Annotated in this window: 17 protein-coding genes; 8 read left to right on the top strand and 9 right to left on the bottom strand. The window is 51.3% G+C overall.

Annotated elements, in window-relative coordinates; all coding sequences use genetic code 11:
- Window positions 1–15: 15 nt before the first annotated feature.
- The gene (locus WG68_RS13680) at window positions 16–1,521 is read right to left on the bottom strand and encodes a DUF3612 domain-containing protein (RefSeq protein ID WP_046558261.1); all 1,506 of its coding nucleotides are present in this window, start codon (window positions 1,519–1,521) and stop codon (window positions 16–18) included.
- 328 nt (window positions 1,522–1,849) lie between these two features.
- Here WG68_RS13680 and WG68_RS13675 point away from each other — a divergent pair, with 328 nt between their 5' ends.
- The gene (locus tag WG68_RS13675) at window positions 1,850–2,374 is read left to right on the top strand and encodes an aldolase/citrate lyase/malate synthase family protein (protein ID WP_046558260.1); all 525 of its coding nucleotides are present in this window, start codon (window positions 1,850–1,852) and stop codon (window positions 2,372–2,374) included.
- Here WG68_RS13675 and WG68_RS19670 read toward each other — a convergent pair.
- Genes WG68_RS19670 through WG68_RS13665 form a run of 3 tightly spaced genes read right to left on the bottom strand, consistent with a single transcriptional unit; the run spans window position 2,361 to window position 4,185 of the window.
- Window positions 2,361–2,501, bottom strand: a complete 141-nt coding sequence (locus WG68_RS19670) for a hypothetical protein (protein ID WP_161796372.1) — start codon at window positions 2,499–2,501, stop codon at window positions 2,361–2,363. The genes WG68_RS13675 and WG68_RS19670 overlap by 14 nt on opposite strands.
- A gap of 15 nt (window positions 2,502–2,516) precedes the next feature.
- A complete protein-coding gene (locus WG68_RS13670; protein WP_046558259.1) occupies window positions 2,517–3,110 on the bottom strand; it encodes a hypothetical protein in 594 nt (197 codons plus the stop codon).
- A gap of 19 nt (window positions 3,111–3,129) precedes the next feature.
- Window positions 3,130–4,185: an alkene reductase gene (locus WG68_RS13665; RefSeq protein ID WP_046558258.1), complete on the bottom strand. Its 1,056-nt coding sequence runs from the start codon at window positions 4,183–4,185 to the stop codon at window positions 3,130–3,132.
- A gap of 269 nt (window positions 4,186–4,454) precedes the next feature.
- On the opposite strand from WG68_RS13665, the gene WG68_RS13660 reads away from it, so the two are divergent.
- Both WG68_RS13660 and WG68_RS13655 read left to right on the top strand, forming a co-directional pair.
- The gene (locus tag WG68_RS13660) at window positions 4,455–5,531 is read left to right on the top strand and encodes an efflux RND transporter periplasmic adaptor subunit (protein ID WP_046558257.1); all 1,077 of its coding nucleotides are present in this window, start codon (window positions 4,455–4,457) and stop codon (window positions 5,529–5,531) included.
- Window positions 5,528–8,650 (top strand): efflux RND transporter permease subunit, encoded by a 3,123-nt coding sequence (locus tag WG68_RS13655; protein WP_046558256.1) that lies wholly within the window; start codon window positions 5,528–5,530, stop codon window positions 8,648–8,650. Before WG68_RS13660 ends, WG68_RS13655 begins: the two co-directional genes overlap by 4 nt.
- Before the next feature lies 1 nt (window position 8,651).
- Here the strand turns inward: WG68_RS13655 and WG68_RS13650 are convergent, their stop codons facing one another.
- The 5 genes from WG68_RS13650 to WG68_RS13630 form a co-directional block, all read right to left on the bottom strand.
- Window positions 8,652–9,551, bottom strand: a complete 900-nt coding sequence (locus WG68_RS13650) for an FAD:protein FMN transferase (protein ID WP_046558255.1) — start codon at window positions 9,549–9,551, stop codon at window positions 8,652–8,654.
- Between the two features lie 23 nt (window positions 9,552–9,574).
- Entirely contained in the window at window positions 9,575–10,864 is a 1,290-nt protein-coding gene (locus tag WG68_RS13645; protein ID WP_046558254.1) for a DUF3570 domain-containing protein, read from the bottom strand.
- Window positions 10,855–11,085: a DUF4266 domain-containing protein gene (locus tag WG68_RS13640; protein WP_046558253.1), complete on the bottom strand. Its 231-nt coding sequence runs from the start codon at window positions 11,083–11,085 to the stop codon at window positions 10,855–10,857. The genes WG68_RS13645 and WG68_RS13640 overlap by 10 nt, the downstream gene beginning before the upstream one ends.
- A gap of 5 nt (window positions 11,086–11,090) precedes the next feature.
- On the bottom strand, window positions 11,091–11,573 hold the full coding sequence (locus WG68_RS13635) for a TlpA family protein disulfide reductase (protein WP_083981893.1): 483 nt from the start codon (window positions 11,571–11,573) through the stop codon (window positions 11,091–11,093).
- A gap of 62 nt (window positions 11,574–11,635) precedes the next feature.
- A complete protein-coding gene (locus WG68_RS13630; RefSeq protein ID WP_046558252.1) occupies window positions 11,636–13,597 on the bottom strand; it encodes an LTA synthase family protein in 1,962 nt (653 codons plus the stop codon).
- A gap of 107 nt (window positions 13,598–13,704) precedes the next feature.
- Here WG68_RS13630 and WG68_RS13625 point away from each other — a divergent pair, with 107 nt between their 5' ends.
- From WG68_RS13625 to WG68_RS13605, 5 genes are read left to right on the top strand one after another with little or no spacing between them, the layout of a single operon-like run.
- Window positions 13,705–14,061 (top strand): diacylglycerol kinase, encoded by a 357-nt coding sequence (locus WG68_RS13625; protein ID WP_046558251.1) that lies wholly within the window; start codon window positions 13,705–13,707, stop codon window positions 14,059–14,061.
- Between the two features lie 35 nt (window positions 14,062–14,096).
- On the top strand, window positions 14,097–14,768 hold the full coding sequence (locus WG68_RS13620) for a phosphatase PAP2 family protein (RefSeq protein WP_161796371.1): 672 nt from the start codon (window positions 14,097–14,099) through the stop codon (window positions 14,766–14,768).
- Window positions 14,769–14,826: 58 nt separating this feature from the next.
- Window positions 14,827–16,482, top strand: coding sequence for a phosphoethanolamine transferase (locus WG68_RS13615; protein ID WP_046558250.1), 1,656 nt, complete (start codon window positions 14,827–14,829; stop codon window positions 16,480–16,482).
- Window positions 16,483–16,497: 15 nt separating this feature from the next.
- Entirely contained in the window at window positions 16,498–17,166 is a 669-nt protein-coding gene (locus WG68_RS13610) for a winged helix-turn-helix domain-containing protein (RefSeq protein WP_046558249.1), read from the top strand.
- A complete protein-coding gene (locus tag WG68_RS13605) occupies window positions 17,156–18,559 on the top strand; it encodes a sensor histidine kinase (protein ID WP_046558248.1) in 1,404 nt (467 codons plus the stop codon). The genes WG68_RS13610 and WG68_RS13605 overlap by 11 nt, the downstream gene beginning before the upstream one ends.
- The last annotated feature ends 8 nt before the right edge of the window (window positions 18,560–18,567 follow it).

Here is an 18,567-nt window from a genome sequence, read left to right as displayed (position 1 = left end):
AACAGAATATATAAACTAGCGGCCGATACAGTCGTAGCAGCGTGGGCTGCGCGGGCAGCTATTGCCGCGGGCACAAATTAACTGCGCCGGCTTTTGCAGGCTGCGCGCTACCCAGTTAATATTCAGAATATTTGCTACGCTGGTCAGCGAGGTCTGAATAGCTTTGGGCACTTTGGCCCCACCGGCACTGTTTATACACAGCTGCTTCAGCTCACCGGCCATGGCATCGGCATCTACCCCCTGAGCCAGCAATGCCGGGTTAAGATCAATACCAGCGCACAATACATGGTTATTACCTGCCAGGTCGCTGACTTTAGTCGACTCGCAGCAGTAAATCCGCGGCTTACCGTTTACATCCAACAATGACAACTGGGCACTGCTTGCCACCCCCTCAACATCAAACATCCGGAATACCGCCCAGTGCTGGCAAGGGTCTTCCACCTGGCGCATATTACCCCATGGCAGCGGAATGCCGTTGCCGCGGTATACCGCTTTTAACTTGCCAGGAGTATAGGCGTCAAAGTAATGCCAATGGGTATAGGGTGATACTGCCGTCATCCGCCGCATAGCCACTGACGCTGATACGCCTGCCTGCTGATGGCTGCTGATTTCATACCCCTGACGGTCGAGCAGCTGGCGAAACGGTAGTTTGGGGCACAGCAGTGCTCCGGCAAAAAAGCTGGATTCAAAATCACGCCAGGCATGCAGAATGTCCTGTGGCTGCACGGCAGTGGATTGCGACAAGTCGTCATCATGAGCGCCACCTACTGTCATGCTGCTTTTCACGCCATCTTTGTTGTGCAGCACCGCATGGCCTATATGCACAGCCAACTCATACTTTAAACGGGTAGGAAACTGCTGTAATAAACGGTTTAAATGCAGGGTAGCCGGCGGCGTAAAAAACGAGGTAGAGACATTTTTTGACAATACCCCCAGCTCATCCAGTATTTCTTTCGGTGGCTCGGTAAACCAGCTTACTTGCAGCCCCAGTTGCTGCACTATGGCTAACAGTTCATCAACACTCAGTGGCATTCGTTTCAGGCCCACATCTTCGGCGGCGCGTTCCAGCTCGGGAAAGTGGTTTTGGTGATGCTCCTGATGCGCCCGAATAAGCAGCTGGGCAAACTGCTTACCACTGGTGCCGGTTTGCGACAGCATTTCCGGAATAGCAATTTGCAGAATATCATTGGAGAATAAAAACCCCGGCTCCAGTGCCATACCGCTGATGCCGCCACGACTGCCCTTTTGTGGGGTTAAGTCCTGGCCGTCATCTTCACCATCCAGAAACCAGTCAAGGTCTTTTTGAAATACTTCGGCGATGACCTCCAGCATTTCTATACCGGGCGTACGTTTGCCGCGCTCGATCATTGACAGATAGGACACCGATGGCGCCTGTTCCGGGTTCACCCTGATGCAACGGGTAGACAAGTCTTCCATAGTTAAGTTATTGCGCTTTCTCAGGTTTCTGATTTTAGTACCTAAAAAATGCGACTTTCTGAGCAGGCTTTTATTTGCTTTCATTTTGTAAAATTCACACTGTAAAATTTTTATTGTGAAATTATGCTGATTTTTAGCCTAGACTAGTTTTTAACCGATAGCAACTGGTCTGCGTTCTAAAAGAACGTGACGGAAACGAAGGCCCGGAATCCTGATAGCGCAGCCACAGAGTGTCTGAGCGAACGCGCAAGCGGCAGCGACAAATTCGTCAGGAACGAATTTGAACAGCGTAAGCTGGCTTGCGTAAGGCAGGACGCCTGCAGTACTTGCTGTGGCGAGCACAGCAGGAGTTGCGGGCCGGAGTGTTAAACACCTTAACGTAAAAGTACCCGACAAAAACGAGGATAACAACATGACTACACTGGCCCCAACCCACAGCACTAGCACGCCAAACCAAACTGCCTGGATGGCGACCGAGCTTAGCGTGATTAATCAGCTGAACGAGCGCCATGTTAAGCAGGTTATGGATTACTCGAAAGGCTTTCTGGATAAAACCTTCCCACTGGCCGACGGCTCACACAAAGACGTTGTCTGCTACATGGTATACTTTCAGCACCTGCTGGCGTTCTTTGCCGATGGCAGCAAAAGTGGCCTGCAAAACCCGGCACAGTTTGTGGCGTTAAGTGGCCACCGCGAAGCGCCGGAATCACTGGTACTGGTGAATGAAGGCCGCCATGTTGAACTGGTATTAAACCGCCATGGCGACAATGGTGAAAAAGACGGTGCCGGTATCGATGATATTCAGTTGCAGGCCAAACAGGCAGGGGAACCCTGGTTCAGTATGTTAACCGGTAAACAGGTCAGATTAGGCTGTCGCAGTGAAAAACACTTTACGGCGAAAGACGGTGGCCCATACCACACCTCTACTGGTGGTTAACCGTTGCCTGCTGCACCTGGCGCGATTGTAGCTGATATTTGCTGAGTAATTGCTGGTATCGTGCATCGCGCTTAAAGTTCGCCAGCGCCTGATTAAACTGCTGGCGCTGGCAGGCAAAACAGGCCATGCTGATATACAGAGTTTACTCCGATTCAAAGCCCCATGGTGCGGGCGGTAATTCAGCCAGTGGCTTAGTAAGATCAAAGTCGACCCGCCAGCTCCAGCGATCACCCATAAAGGTACCGTAGGTATAGCGCTCACCGGGTACTATCTCGATTTGCCAGCCCAAGTCTTCACCTGCGCCTGACTTGCGTTCAGTAAATAAAAAACGTTGCTGGTTGGCGCTGCCATCGCCAATCGACACACCACCATACATCGTATTGCTCTGGTCCGGTTCACCATTGGCTAAACGATGGTCATGTCGCAATTCTAACTGCGCGCTCTGGCGGGTAAAACGCCAGGTGCGGGATCGGTCCCAGCTGCCATCCGTGTTGCCTATATGAAAAGGCAGTGCCAGCAATTTGTCTGAACAGTGTCGAAAATGCACCACTAAGGTTTCATCACCCTGCAGCATATCGGGCCTGTCATCGCGGGCAATCACCCTTTTACCAGCATAAGCCTGGCCACAATGCTGCGCCAGATTCTGCCAGAACTCTGCGCTTGCTGGTTCTGCCGCAAACAGCAGGCTGGGCGTCGTTAATAAGGTGGCGGCCAACAAGCAGCGTTTAATATTCATTGTCTTTATTACTCATTATTTATTCAGCCAATGCCGGATAATCAGTATAGCCCTCAGCACCCCCTGTATAAAACAGCTCTGGCCGGGCGGTATTTAGCTCAGCATCGCGGGCAAAACGGGCCACTAAATCCGGGTTCGCGATATAAGGTACGCCAAAGGCAACAGCATCGGCATTGCCACTGCCAATTATTGCGTTAGCGCTGGTTTTATCGAACTTTTCATTGGCAATATAAACGCCACCAAACAGCTGTTTCAGTTGCGGCCCCAGGCTGTCATCCGCCTGCGCTTCACGAGCACAGATAAAAGCAATGTTACGCTTAGCCAGTTGTTGCACCAGGTAACCAAAGGTATCACTGCGCTGCGAATCCCCCATGCTGTGGGCATCGGCCCGCGGCGCCAGATGCATACCTACCCGGCCGGCACCCCATACCGATATTACCGCATCGGTCACTTCCAGCATTAAGCGGGCACGGTTTTCAATGCTGCCGCCGTATTGGTCTGTACGCTGGTTGCTGCCATCCTGCAGAAACTGGTCCAACAGATAACCATTAGCACCATGAATTTCCACCCCATCAAAACCGGCTTTTTTAGCATTTTCAGCCCCCAACCGGAAGGCGTCGACAATGCCGGCAATCTCAGCAGTGGCCAGTGCCCTTGGTGTGACATAAGCCTGTTTCGGCCGCAGTAAACTGACATGGCCGTCGGCGGCAATAGCGCTCGGTGCAACAGGTAGCTCACCATTTAAATAATGCGGGTCTGAAATCCGGCCCACATGCCACAGTTGCAGCATAATCCGGCCCCCGGCCTGGTGCACAGCCGCTGTGATCTTCTGCCAGCCGGCCACCTGTTGCTCAGACCAGATCCCAGAGGTATCCGGGTAGCCTACTGCCATGGGGCTGACTGATGTTGCTTCGGTTAATATTAAGCCGGCACTGGCCCGCTGCCGGTAGTACTCAACCATTAAATCGTTCGGCACCCGGCCCTCAGAAGCCCGGCAGCGGGTTAAAGGCGCCATAATAATTCTGTTGGGCAGCTGCAGGTCGCCTAGCTGCAACGGGTCAAATAAGTTGGCCATGATATATCCTGTTGGTTTGCACTATCAAAAAAATAATGGCAACTACGTTGCCACTCGCCCGCCTGGTTCAATGGTGCAGAGCGCTATGAGTATCAGCTCAATTGGTTTGGCCGCAGCAAAACACAACACCAATAGCGACCAACAGGTGATAGCACAGGACCAGCTGACTATATTTGGTTACAGTTCTTCACTTGCTGACATTCAACCATGTAGGTATATTTCAATAATCGCGTTATCAAAAGCCTTTTTGTTACTGCCAAGGACTCCTCATGTTGAAAAAGCTGGCTGCCTCTCCTGTGCTTATCGCTGTTATTCTCGCCGTGGCTTTACTGTTGTGGTTACTCAGTGGTGATAACTACAGCGCCCAAAAACAGGCGCCAGCAGCGCAGCAAACACCGACTGAACAACTGGCTCTGGTAGAAACCCGCTGGTCTGACGCCGCCCCCTACCAGCTCACCCGGGTGGCACAAGGTCAGGTATTGCCCTGGCGCAGCGTTAACCTTAAATCGCAGCAAGCCGGTACGGTAACCGCCTTGTTAAAGCAGCAAGGCGATCAGGTGCAGCAAGGCGACAAATTACTGCGCTTATCCGATGAGGGCCGCAGCGCCTTGTTAGCCCAGGCCAAAGCTAACCTCACCTTAAAACAAAGCGAACTGGCTAGTGCCCGCAAGCTTGGCAACTCGCAATTTGTGTCAGAAACCGAACTGACCCGGCTGCAAAGTGAGCTGGCCCGGGCCGAAGCAGAGCTGGAAACGGCTCGGCTGGCCCTGACCCAAACGGAGCCGGCCGCCCCCTTTAGCGGGGTAGTCGACCGGCGCCATATCGAAGTGGGCGATGTGGTTCAACCCGGCAGCGAACTGTTGCAACTGGTGCAAATTGATAAGTTAAAAGTCACCGCTCAGATCCCGCAGCAACATGTAGCGGCTTTAGCTCCGGGGCAGGATGTTAAGTTGTTATTACTGGATGGCCGGGCATTGAACGGCACCCTCAGCTTTATCAGCTCTGCGGCAGATACCGCCACCCGCAGCTTTTATATTGAAGTAACAGTAGCTAACCCTGATTTACTGCGGATAGCCGGCGGCAGCGTCACGGTAGAAGTGCAGCTGGCGCCGGTCCAGGCCCATTTAGTATCACCAGCGCTGTTAAGCCTGGATAACCAGGGCAAGTTGGGTATCGCCGTGGTTGACGAGCAACAGCAGGTAGTGTTTTATCCGGTGCAGATTTTAGCAGCCGACAACGAGGGTGCCAGAGTCAGCGGCTTGCCCGAGCGGTCGCAAATCATTACTCAGGGCGCCGGCTTTGTTAAGCCCGGGAGCAAGGTGCGGGTGGCTGGAGCCAAGCCATGAATACCCTTATTCAGGCAGCCATTGGCCGCAGCCGCGCCAGTTTAATGTTACTGCTGTTCTTATTTATTGCCGGCATAACCGCCTATCTGACCATTCCCAAAGAAGCCAACCCCGATGTTGCCATTCCGATGATGTATGTGTCGATGTCGCTTGATGGTATCAGCCCCGAAGATGGCGAGCGTTTATTAGTGCGGCCGATGGAGCACGAGCTGCGCTCGTTAGAGGGCATTAAAAAAATGACCTCCACCGCCAGTGAAGGCCATGCCTCAGTAATGCTGGAATTTGATGCCGGTTTTAATGCCGATAAAGCGCTGGCTGATGTGCGGGTAAAAGTCGATGCGGCCCGGGCCAAACTACCAAGCGAGGCCGATGAGCCCACGGTAAACGAAATTAATGTCGGGCTGTTTCCGGTGTTATCGGTGGGTTTATCCGGCCCCATCTCTGAAAGTCAGTTAGTATATATCGCCCGCCAGTTGCAGGAAAATATTGAAGCCATTCCCGAAGTACTGGAAGTGGACATTGGCGGTGACCGCGAAGATATGCTGGAAATTGTGGTCGACCCACAGGTGCTGGAAGGCTATGGCCTGGATTACCAGCAACTGTTCAGCCTGGTGTCCAATAATAACCGGCTGGTGGCTGCCGGCAGTTTAGATACTGGCGCCGGCCGGATGGCCATGAAGGTACCCGGGGTGATTGAAGATTTAAACGACGTGTTGTCGATGCCAATTAAGGTCGATGGCGATACCGTTATTACCTTTGGCGATGTTGCCACCATCAGCCGCAGTTTTAAAGATCCGCTTGGCTTTGCCCGCATAAATGGCCAGCCTGCCGTAGTACTGGAAGTGAAAAAACGTGCCGGTGCTAATATTATTTCCACCATCGAACAAACCAAAGCATTAATTGACCAGGCCAGCAGCCAGTTCCCGCCCGGCATGCACGTTAACTACATTATGGACCAGTCAAAAGAAGTGGAAAACATGTTGTCAGACTTACTGAACAACGTGCTAACTGCGGTGGTACTGGTATTAATCCTGATTGTCGCCACCATGGGCATGCGCTCGGCGCTGCTGGTTGGCATTACCATTCCAGGCGCCTTCTTTGCTGGTATTCTGATGATTTTCGCCCTGGGCTACACCATGAATATTATCGTGCTGTTCGCCCTTATTCTGGTGGCTGGCATGCTGGTAGACGGCGCCGTAGTGGTTAGTGAACTGGCCGACCGCAACCTGGGCGAAGGTCAAAAGCCAAAACAAGCCTGGGCCAATGCCGCCGGCCGTATGGCCTGGCCTATCACCGCCTCTACCGCCACCACCGTCGTGGTGTTTATGCCGCTGTTATTCTGGCCCGGCGTGGTTGGCCAGTTTATGAAATACCTGCCGGCGACAGTGATCCTCTGTTTAGTGGCATCGCTGTTTATGGCGCTGATTTTCCTGCCGGTAATGGGTGGCATCAGCCGCGCTCAAACTGCGCCGCATCAGGTTGCAGTCAGCCGCGCCGGCAAGGCTTACCGCCGGGTGCTTAGTAAGTTGTTGCATAAACCCGGGCTAACCTTTGCCGGCATGCTGGCGGCAATGGCACTGATTTTCGCCGGCTACAGTAAATTTAACCATGGCCTGGAGTTTTTTCCGGCGGTTGAGCCGGAATCTGCCCAGGTCTGGCTGCGGGCGCGCGGCGATATGTCCATTTATGAGAAAGATGCGTTGCTGCAAAAAGTAGAGCAGCGACTGCTGGGTTTAGCCGAAGTCAAAGCACTGTACGCCCGTTCCCTGGCCAGCGCCGGCGGCGAGCTGGCACCTGATGTGGTGGGCACCTTGCAGTTTCAGTTTATCGACTGGTTTGAACGGCGCAAAGCAGCTGAAATACTGGCGGATATGCGTCAGCTAACCAGCGATATTCCCGGCATTATTCTCGAATTCCGCCAGCAGCAGGAAGGCCCGGCAGCCGGCAAACCGATCGAGCTGCAAATCAGCAGCATGGCAGCCGATGCCACCGAACAGGCGGTTAGCCAAATCATCCGCCAGATGCAGCAACTGGGCGGCTTTGTCGATATTGAAGATGATCGTAGCCTGCCCGGCATTGAATGGCGGATTGAAGTGGACCGCGCCGCAGCGGCCCGTTTTGGCGCAGACGTGCTGACAGTTGGCAATGCGGTACAAATGATCAGCAATGGCCTGCTGCTGGCTAAGTTTAGGCCGGAATACGCCAGTGACGAGGTGGATATCCGGGTGCGCTTTCCGCAAAACTGGCGATCCCTGGATCAACTGGGCCGCTTAACCATTCAAACCGCGCGCGGTCAGGTGCCATTGAGTAATTTTGTCAGCCTGGTGCCGGCACCAAAAACCAGTGTGATTAAACGGATTGATGGCAACCGGGCGGTCACCATTAAAAGCGATTTAGCGCCCGGGGCGCAGGTAAGCGAGCGCTTACAGGCGCTGCTGGCCAGTGATATGCAGCTACCTGACAATGTTATGGTGAAAACCGCCGGCGAAAGTGCTGATCAGCAGGAAGCCATGAGCTTTTTAATCAGCGCCTTTATTACCGCTATTTTCCTGATGCTGATGATTCTGCTGGTGCAATTTAACAGCTGGTATCAAAGCCTGCTGGTGTTGTCAGCTATTGTATTTTCCACGGCCGGCGTATTACTGGGCTTGCTGATCAACGGCCAGAGCTTTGGTATTGTGATGGTGGGCATGGGAATTATTGGCCTGGCCGGTATCGTGGTCAATAACAATATTGTATTAATCGACACCTTTAACCAGCTGCGTCAGAGCGGCATGTCCGCAATAGAGGCAGCGCTGGAAACCGGTTGTTTACGCTTACGCCCGGTATTGCTTACCTCTGTTACCACCGTCTTAGGTTTAATGCCGATGGTACTGGCGGTTAACGTTAACCTGCTTGAGCCCAGTCTCGGTTTCGGCGCCCCTTCCACCATGTGGTGGACTCAGTTATCCAGCGCCATTGCCGGCGGTTTAACCTTTGCCACCTTGCTAACATTGTTTCTAACGCCCTGCATGCTGGTGCTGGGTGAAAAACTACGGCCAGTTAGAGCAAGAATAACAGCTGATGTCGCAGATAGCAGTATTGTCAAAACTTCGCAGTTACCTAATCACGATCGCTAACTTAGGGTACCAGCCAGTACTGCAGCTGCTGTGTCTTTAAAAAGATTTCAGCCTCTGCTCCCTGCAACAAGGCGGTAGTTGCCAATATCCCCGCCAGTAGACAATTGGGGGCTGCCACCGTTACTGAACGCGGGGCGTTGGTTATGGGCCAGCCGGTTTTGGGGTTAAGGATATGGCTATAACGCACCCCATCTTTCAGTAAAAAGCGTCGGCTATCACCACTGGTAGCCAGCGCACCGTTACTTAAACCGACGGCCGATATGGCGTGTTCTGCCAATGAAGGGTTTTCAATGCCTATGCGCCATAAGCTGCCATCATCGCGGGGCCGGCTACAACGCATATCGCCGCCAAAATTAACCACCACGCTGGGCATCGCTGCGTCAACAAACTGCTGGCTGAGTAACTGCAGCACTTTATCTACCGCATATTCTTTGGCGATGCCACCCAGGTCCAGCTCCATCCCAGCTGGCAGCCACAGCCGGTTGGCGTTGCGTTTTACTTTATGCCAGCCAATAAAGGGCAGCAGCGCATCAAGCTGCTGCTGGCTGGCAATATTGGCCGAGCTATCAAACTGCCAGGCGCGGCGCAAAATGCCGCTGCTGATATCAAACAAACCCGCACTAAGCTGGTAGCAGCTGTCGGCGAAAGCCAACAACTGCATAGTTTCAACGTCCCGTGTCTGCCAGCTACCGGCCTGCCGGTTGAGCTCACTTAATACACTGTCACTGCGATAGCGGCTGTACTTTTGCTCAATGCGCTCGGCCTCAGCGGCAGCTAGCTCAGTGAGCTGCCGGCACAACACCATGTCATGCGGTTCCAGTAATATTTCACAAGGGCTGGCCATAGCTCGAAACTGGCCTACCACACAGTTTTTACCAGTACTAACCGTGATATCAACCATCTGGGTTCCCTGCCAATTGCTGCTTAGAACGAATAACTTACCTGTGCCGATATGGCAGTGACTTTTTCATACAGATCAATATCGGCCAATACTCCTGGCGCGGCTACACCATCATTTTGCGGGTTCTGCTGGTATAGCGCTATCCGAAATGACAACTCATTGCCTGCGGCCAACTTAGTGCCAAATTTTGCGCCCAGGGTGTAGGTATTCATTTTTCCAATGCGGTAATCAGCACTGGCAAACTGGGGCCGTGGGTCGGTTTGCAACATAAAGGGCATATAAAACTCAGCGGCACTTTGCTGGTAGTAACGCAACTGCGGCTCGGCATACCAGCCGCCTCCCACGGGCAAGCGCCACTTTAAATCAGCGGTATGCGATGTCAGCTCCCAATCGTCCCACATATAGCGGTATGAGGCATCTAAATAACTGCCACTTAAATGCAACTTGTTTTGCCAATACAGGCTGTGCTTAGTTCGTTTATCCGGCCGGTTTTCATACAAATTCTGCTGCACTTCACCATTACTGTTAACCACACTAACCAGCTTAAACGGGTCGGTCATATAGCCATCGGCCATACTTAGGGAATAGTTAAACTGCATTAACCAGTTGCGGTTTATCACCTGAGTTAAACCCAGTAATAAATCGACAGTATCTTTAGTGTCCTCTGCTCTGTCGCGAGTAGCATCAAACGCCGTCTGATAACTACCATCATCATCAAAATTACTACGCAGTAGCATGGGGGCAAATGCGCTAGCTATACCACCTTCTGGTGATACAGTGTCATGGCTTAAGGCCAGACCAAGCGATAGAGTGGTATTTTTCTGGTTAAAGTCCCGTGCCACTGAGCCATTCAGGCTAATCGATAAATAATCATACTCTTTTGATACATGGCCACCGCCGCTTACCCGCCAGTTCTGCGCAAATGGCTGCTCCCAATTGGCATCCAACTGCACCCGGGTATCATGGAAGGTATCATCCAACGGCGTGTCGCCCGGCGCTACATCATAGCTACCCCGGCCTGAGGGCCGGGTAAAACTTTGCACATAAGGCTGGCTGACTGCACCAGTGGCAGATGCGCCGGTCAGGGCATCCACTACCAGCCCCAGATTCAGATACTTATCATCACCAAAATCAGCGCGTGCAGTCAGAATGGCTTCTCCTGCACTTACCCGGTCAGTTTCGTTATACAGCAAAATGGCACTGTTAAACTGCCAGTCATCCAGCACGGTGCCTGCCTGCGCCGGCTGCCCGAGCAAAGCACAACTGGCAGCGGCCAATGCCGCGCTGATATTCGCCAGTTGTTTTAATTGCATCCGCAACCTCCACCGGCAAAACTACGGCCACCGCTGCTGCCTTCTTTGCTGAAGTAAATATGATCGTCCAGCCGGTTATCCAGCGGGGCACTGCTCAGCGCCATTTCTTCTTTTGCCAGTATGCCCCGCTCCCAGGGCTTAACGCCTAAACTGCTGCAGGCACTTAACTGGACCAACAGCAAAACGGCCGTAAATGCTTTAAAGACATTCCAGGGTTTCATTGTGCTTACTCCTCTGCCAGTAACTGGCGGATCTTTGCTTCATAGTCAGCAATATCAGCTTGTTTAAAACCAATATGGCGAAAGCGGATTTGGCCTTTTTTGTCGATCAGAAAGCTGCTCGGCATTCCCTGTAGCTGATATTGCTCGGCCAGCGCGCCAGCACGGTCATACAGCACCGCAAACTGGGCCGGAACTTGCTGTAAAAACCTGTTAGCGTCATCGCGCTCGCTATCTTCGTTTACCGCCAGCACCAGCAAGCCAGCCGCGGCGTGCTGTTGCTGCATAGTGTTTAACCAGGGAAAAGACCTGCGACAGGGTACACACCAGGATGCCCAGAAATCGACCAGTACCACTTTGCCTTGCAGCTGCTGCATACTGCTAACCGGGCTGCCTTCTAAATCACTGAGCTCGGTTGCAGCAACACTGCCAGATAGCAAACCACTGAGCAAACACCCGGCCAGTAACGTTTTGACAAACCGATACTGCATAACACCTCCGATACTTTGTGATGCAGGCTAACTTTGATTGCTTAAGCAAACCTTAAGCGCCACTACGGTTGGCTGGCTAAATGATATTGTTGCTGCCGGTACAGATAAGAGGGTAACAACACCTGGGCCAATGTATGCTTAACCTGCACAGCGTTCGGCGCCTGCTCCGACAGCACCAGCTGTTTCTGCTGCAGATGATAACGTGCACTGACCGCTGGCTGGCCGGGTCGCAAAATGGTCAGTTGCTGCTGCTCCATCAGGGCAAAATACTGATCGAACTGCATTAAGGCACGCCCCGGGCTGCTGTCATCTTTGCTAAAATCGCGGCCGGTTAGCGGGGTCTGGCCACTGATGCCCATCAACGATAATAAGGTTGGCGCCAGGTCTATCTGGCTGGCGACCGGCTTAATCCGTTTGGGTGCCACATCTGCACCCAATATCAACGCGGGAATATGAAACTTCTCTACCGGTACCAGATTGCTGCCGTATACCCGGTTGTCGTGATCGGCCACGATCAGAAACAGCGTGTCCTGCCAATACCCTTGCTGCCTTGCATGAGCAATAAATTTTCCTAAGGCAAAGTCAGCATACTTAACCGCATTGTTGGCGGTTTGCTTTGGTTGCTCATGCAACTCGATACGCCCATCCGGAAACTCGAACGGCGTATGGTTTGACGAGGTAAATACCAGACTGAAAAATGGTTTTTGTTGCTGGTGCATATCGGCCAGATGGCTTGCTGCAGCCGTGAATAAGTCTTCATCACTGGCGCCCCAACTACCAACAAAAACCGGGTTGGCCATCTGCGGTAAATCGATAATCTGGTTAATACCATTGCCGGTAAAAAAGCTGCGCATATTGTCAAAATGTGCCTCACCACCATAAATAAAGCTGGTGTTATAGCCCAGTTGGCTTAGCGTGCTACCCAAGGTATAAAAGTGCTGCTGCGATAACGACAGCTTGACCACGCTTTGCGCCGGTGTTGGCATAAAGCCGGATATTACAGCCTCAATGCCGCGAACCGAGCGGGTGCCGGTGGCGTACATTTGCTCAAACCACCAGCCGTCATGCTTCAGTTTTTCCAATTCAGGCGTTACCGGCACACCGCCGAGTGATGCCACAAAAGTGGCGCCCAAGCTTTCCTGCAGAATAATCACCAGGTTTAAGGGCTTATCACGTTGCACACTAGCTTCATGCTGATGCAGAGTCGGTAATTCAGGATCGTGAAAAATGGCTTGCTTTAACCAGGGCCAATCCAGTGCCAGCCTCAGCATCTCATCATCAGCCAGCTTGCCGTAAATTTCGCTGGAACGTGCCTCGTGCTTCATACTGTAAAGTGCATATAGCACTGAATACGGGGAGTTAATAATTAATGAATTGACCAGTGCATCACTGGTAATCGCAAACAGCGCCGGATTCGCAGGCCGATGTTCAGTGGTCGAACGCACTGCTGCAAACACCAGTAATAACACCAGTGGCCAGCTTAACCAGAAAGTTTTAGCCGGGTATGGCTGCGCTGTTGCTGTTACTCTGATGAAAACCCGATTTAGCAGCCACAACAGTAACGCAGTCACGGCTACACCACCCAATAGCATGGCGCGGTAACCTTGCCATAAGGTGCTGAATACTTCTTTCGGGTATTTTAAATATTCAATATAAAGCCGGTTCGGCCGGATGTCGTACTGCAAAATAAACTGCGGGGTCGATACTTCAATAAAGATAACCAGACAAAGCCCCAGCAACACCCAGCCATGGCTAAAGTAGCGCCACACAGTAAAACTGGCTTGATGGGCCAACAACGGCGCCAGCAATAACGGTATACTTAACCATAAGCCGGCCAGGATCAGATCGGCTCTTATTCCCTGTAGCAGCATGGTAGCGGTATCGCCGGCAGCGACGACTCTGTCGTACTGCCAGATAAACAAAACGCCCCGGCTGGTAGACAGCAATAATAACATTAACAACAGCAGAACCACATACTGCAGATAAGGGCCAAACAGCCTTACAAGTCGAGGGTCAACTCGCATACAACAACATCCAGATTACTTTTATTGCATGCTATTAGTTAAAGCTTAAGCAAAACTTAAGCTGCAGCGATTAGCCTTTGTGTAGTGCTAACTTGAGGGAGATTTAAATGAAATCTGAAGCAAAAGGGCTTAGCCGGCTGTGGTTTGCCAGCAAGTACTCCTGGCAGGGTTTAAAAGCTGGCTTGTACACTGAAGCGGCGCTCAGGCAAGAGGTCGTAGCCATGTTAGTACTATTGCCCGTGGCGATGCTAGTAAATGTCAGCGCCGCTGAGCGTGCCTTGCTGGTATTTTCACTATTATTCGTTTTTATAATTGAGCTGCTTAACACTGCCGTTGAAGTGGTGGTAGACCGGATTGGTGCAGAGCATCACCTGCTAAGCGGCAAAGCTAAGGATATTGCCTCAGCTGCAGTGTTATTTAGTTTACTAAGCGCCGCTTCGGTATGGGGCATTATTTTATGCTAGTGCTGCGCCAATGCATGCTTAACAGAACGTTTTGTATGCTGTTGACAGTTTATCTGGCATTTATGCTGCTGCTTGATATCGGTGGCGTCGACATTTGGCTGGCATCACAGTTTTATGCCTTAGAGGGCAACCAATGGGCACTCAGAAATCATTGGTTAACTGAAGAGATCATGCATAAAGGTGCGCGCAAACTCAACTACCTGTTTGCACTGGCCGTGCTGCACGCCACAGTCTATTACCATTGGCTGGATAAAACCAAACCTGCCTTGAGTAAAGCTTATCTGGCGCTAACACTCTCGCTGATAAGCGCTTTTGCACTTGTTGCTTATTTTAAAGCTATCACCAATATTGCTTGCCCGTGGAGCCTGCTGCTGTTTGGCGGTAGTGAGCCCTATATTCACTTATTGCAGCCACGCCCCTCTTATTTAACTTACAGCCGCTGCTTTCCGGCCGGCCATGCCAGTGTCGGCTATGCCTGGGTAGCGCTGTATTATTTTTTCCGGCACAGCCGGCCTGAGTACCGTTTTATTGGTTTAACTGCCGGTTTGGTTGGTGGGCTGGTGCTGGGCATTACGCAGCAGCTGCGCGGTGCCCATTTTATGTCACACGACATTACAACCTTATTTATCTGCATTTGCTGCGCCAAAATCGTTTTCTCATTGTTTTTCACACCTGAAAAAACACTAACAAACACCAAGCTTACTTAAGCTGCACTTAATGTCTGCATAGCATGATTGTATGTAAGTTTATTATGTTGCGCTTATTATGCTGACACACTCTGAAACATCTGCAAAACCGTTCCACGGCATATTTGCAGTGTGGCCGTTAAGTCCATGGCAACTAAATTTGCTAAGCGCTCTACTGCTTACCGCGGGCTATAATCAGATATTTATCAACAGTATGCTGGCAATAGCCAATACTAGTATCACTGTTAGCCTTACTACCCTATTACTTTTAATAAACTTGTTTTTATGCCAACTGGCAGGTGAAGGTCGCTGGCAAAAACCCTGGCTAATTACGCTTATTGTTGTCTGTGCGTGCAGTCAATATTTTATGCTTAACTATGGCGTGGTTATCGACAAGCATATGCTTAAAAACGCCATGGAGACGGATACCACCGAAATATACGGCTTGCTTAGCGTTAAGATGCTGCCGTATTTTCTGTTTAATTTAGTCTTGCCTGCGGCACTGTTATTGCTGATTCCGGTTGCTGCAAAAACGCCACTGGCAACAGCTAACAAAATCCGCTCAGCGCTTCGCTATTGGGCGGTGCTGCTCGGCACGCTAAGCCTGACTATAGTGCTGGTAGCCAGTCAGTTTCAAACTTATGCCAGCGTGTTTCGCGAGCATCGCTACCTTAAGCAGCAAACTTTGCCGCTAAGTGCCCTGACAGCAACTATTGGTTTGCTTGCTGCAACTCCCGCCAGCCCCCGCAGCCATCAGAGCTATGCCACAGATGCAGTGCAGCAGCTTCCCCCGGGGGCCAAACCCAGATTAATCATTTTTGTGCTGGGCGAAACCGTGCGAGCTGACCATTTAGGCATTAATGGTTACCCCCATGATACGACGCCTAACCTGGCACAGCGTAAGTTAATTAATTTTGGTGCTATCAGCGCGTGCGGCACGGCTACCGCGATCTCCGTACCCTGCCTGCTTAGTCATCTCACCAAAGATAACTACGATGAAGCCGTAGCAAAACATTCCGACAATGTGCTGGATGTGCTGCAACGCGCTGGTATTAAGGTGCTGTGGCGCAATAATAACTCTGGCTGTAAATCTATGTGTGATCGGGTTCAACCAGACAGCCAGTTTGCTATTAATAGTCGGTATCATTGCAACGATGGCGCTTGCCCGGACCTGGCACTGCTGGAGGGGTTAACACAACGCATTCTGCAGCAGGACAGCGCCAATTCGCAGTTAATCGTATTGCATCAACAAGGTAACCATGGGCCGGAATATTACAAACGCAGCCTGGAGCAACATAAGGTATTTTTACCGGAGTGCCGAACCAACCTACTGAATGAATGTGAGCAGCAACAGATTATAAACGCGTATGACAATGCTATCGTTAGCACCGACTTACTGCTGGACAATACCATCACTTTGCTAGAATCATTCAATGAGCGTTATGACACCGCGTTAGTTTACGTATCAGACCATGGCGAATCACTGGGTGAAAACGGCGTTTATTTGCATGGGCTACCTTACTGGATGGCTCCAGAGGCACAAACAAAAGTGCCGATGCTGTTTTGGTTGTCGGATAGTTTAAGCCATAACACCAAGCTGAACCACAACTGCCTGCAGCAAAAAGCCAACCTTAGTCACGATAATATTTTTGATACAATGCTATCGCTATTTGCGGTAAAAACGACAACACTAAGACCTGAACTAGACCTGCTATCCGCTTGCCGTAACAGCTAAAAGAAGAACAATCTGATGCGTATTTTACTGGTAGAAGATGATGAACTGCTGGCCAAGGGCATGATTACCCGTTTGAAGCGAATGGGCTATCAGCCGGAATTGTGTACCACAGGCAGCCAAGCACTGCTGGCGGCACAGGGCAGCAGCTTTGAGCTGATGATCCTCGATTTGGGCCTGCCGGATGGCTTTGCGCTGGACATTATCCGGCAGCTACGCCACGGTGGCGTAACGATGCCCATTTTGGTACTTACCGCACAAAGCCAGCTGGAAACCAAGCTTACCGCCCTGAACAGCGGCGCTGATGACTACCTGGTTAAGCCGATAGACGTATTGGAACTGGAGGCGCGGATCAGGGTACTTTGCCGCCGCCAGCAGCAGCGCACAGATGACAACCTGCAATTGGCTGGCATCAGCCTGAACCTGCAAAACCACCATTGTCAGTTTCAGCAGCAGGATGTCAACCTGACCCTGCGCGAATTTATGCTGCTGAAAGAATTTATGCTTAAGCCCGATCGGATTTTATCGCGCCAACAACTGGAAGAACTGAGCTACGGTTGGGATGGAGACAATGAAAGCAACGCTATCGAAGTGCACATTCACAATTTGCGCAAAAAACTCTCAGCCGATGTGATTAAAACAGTACGTGGGGTGGGCTATATGTTGGTAACTCAGTATGGCCATTAACAGTATTAAGTTTTATCTGTTATTGGGAATTAATCTGTTGATGCTGGGAACCCTGAGCTTAAATGCCTGGATATCTTACCATGATGCGCTGCACGAACTGGATGAAATTTATGATGCCGAACTGGCACGCAGTGCCAAGTTAATCAGCCTGTTGCTAAGCAGCAACCCTTTACCACAAACCAATACCGAACCGCTGGTAATCGCGGTGCCACATATTACCGAAATGGGTGAAGCACTAAGCGCCCAGCAAGAGCGGTTGCTCGATGGCCATAAGTACGAGGGCAAAATTGCTTTTCAGGCCCAGCAGGGTGACAAGCTGATTATGCTATCGGAAAATGCGTTGCAGTTTCCAACGCCAAAGCGTGAGGCCGGCTACCATGAAATCACCGAGCACGGCACCTTGTGGGTAACCTTTAGCTATTTTGTGCCCGAACATAATTTATGGGTGTTTACTGCCCAACGTGAAGATATCCGCGAAGAGCTGGGCGCCCACATTGCCCAGGCGCAGGTGCGGCCTATCCTGTTTATGATGTTACCGCTTAGCCTGCTAATTTATCTGGTTATTAAACTGGTACTACGACCGCTGAATCAGTTGCAGCAACAGGTTGCAAATAAAACACCTGAGCAACTGCATGAAATACAACTGGCGCTGCCAAGCGAATTGCAACCTATCCAAGGCGCAATTAATAGCCTGCTGCAACGGATCCGCCGCTATTTACAACAGGAAAAACGTTTCGTCGCAGATGCCTCACATGAACTACGCACACCGTTAAGCATTTTGCAGTTGCACGCACAAAACCTGAGTAGTGCCAAAGATCCAGTTGAGATAGCTGAAGCAATCAACGCCATCACAGAAGGCAGTAAGCGGATGTCGCATCTGGTCGATCAGCTGCTGTCTATCGCCCGACTGGACCACTTGCGGCAGATAAACTGCGCTATAGTGGCACTCACACCGCTGTTACATCAAAGCCTGTCACAGCTGCCAATAAAGTTGCTGGATAAAGTGAACTGGCAGTTGGAGCTGGATAATAGTTGTGAGGTCTACGGTGACAGTACCTTGTTGCAAAGTGTGCTGCGTAATGTGTTAGACAACGCGGCTAAATATTCTGTTACGGACGGTGTGGTGCAGGTAACCACGCAACAAAATGCAGAGATAACCACTATCCGCATCAGCAACGGTGGTGCAGTTGAACCTGATATCAGCCGGTTGGGAGACCGCTTTTACCGCCATCAACAACATCAGAACTCTGACGGCGCCGGATTAGGTTTATCCATTGTTAAACACATTGTTGCCTTGCACCATGGTCAGTTGAGTTTTAAACGAAATAGCGCCGGTGGCCTGGATGTTACGCTTACGCTGCCTGCAGCAGCGCCGGGGGAAAACCACCGCTAAACTCCGAC

Origin of the sequence: Arsukibacterium ikkense, from assembly GCF_000987775.1 — a bacterium.
GTDB classification, from domain to species: Bacteria; Pseudomonadota; Gammaproteobacteria; order Enterobacterales; family Alteromonadaceae; genus Alishewanella; species Alishewanella ikkense.
This window is presented reverse-complemented; position numbering and strand designations above follow the sequence as displayed.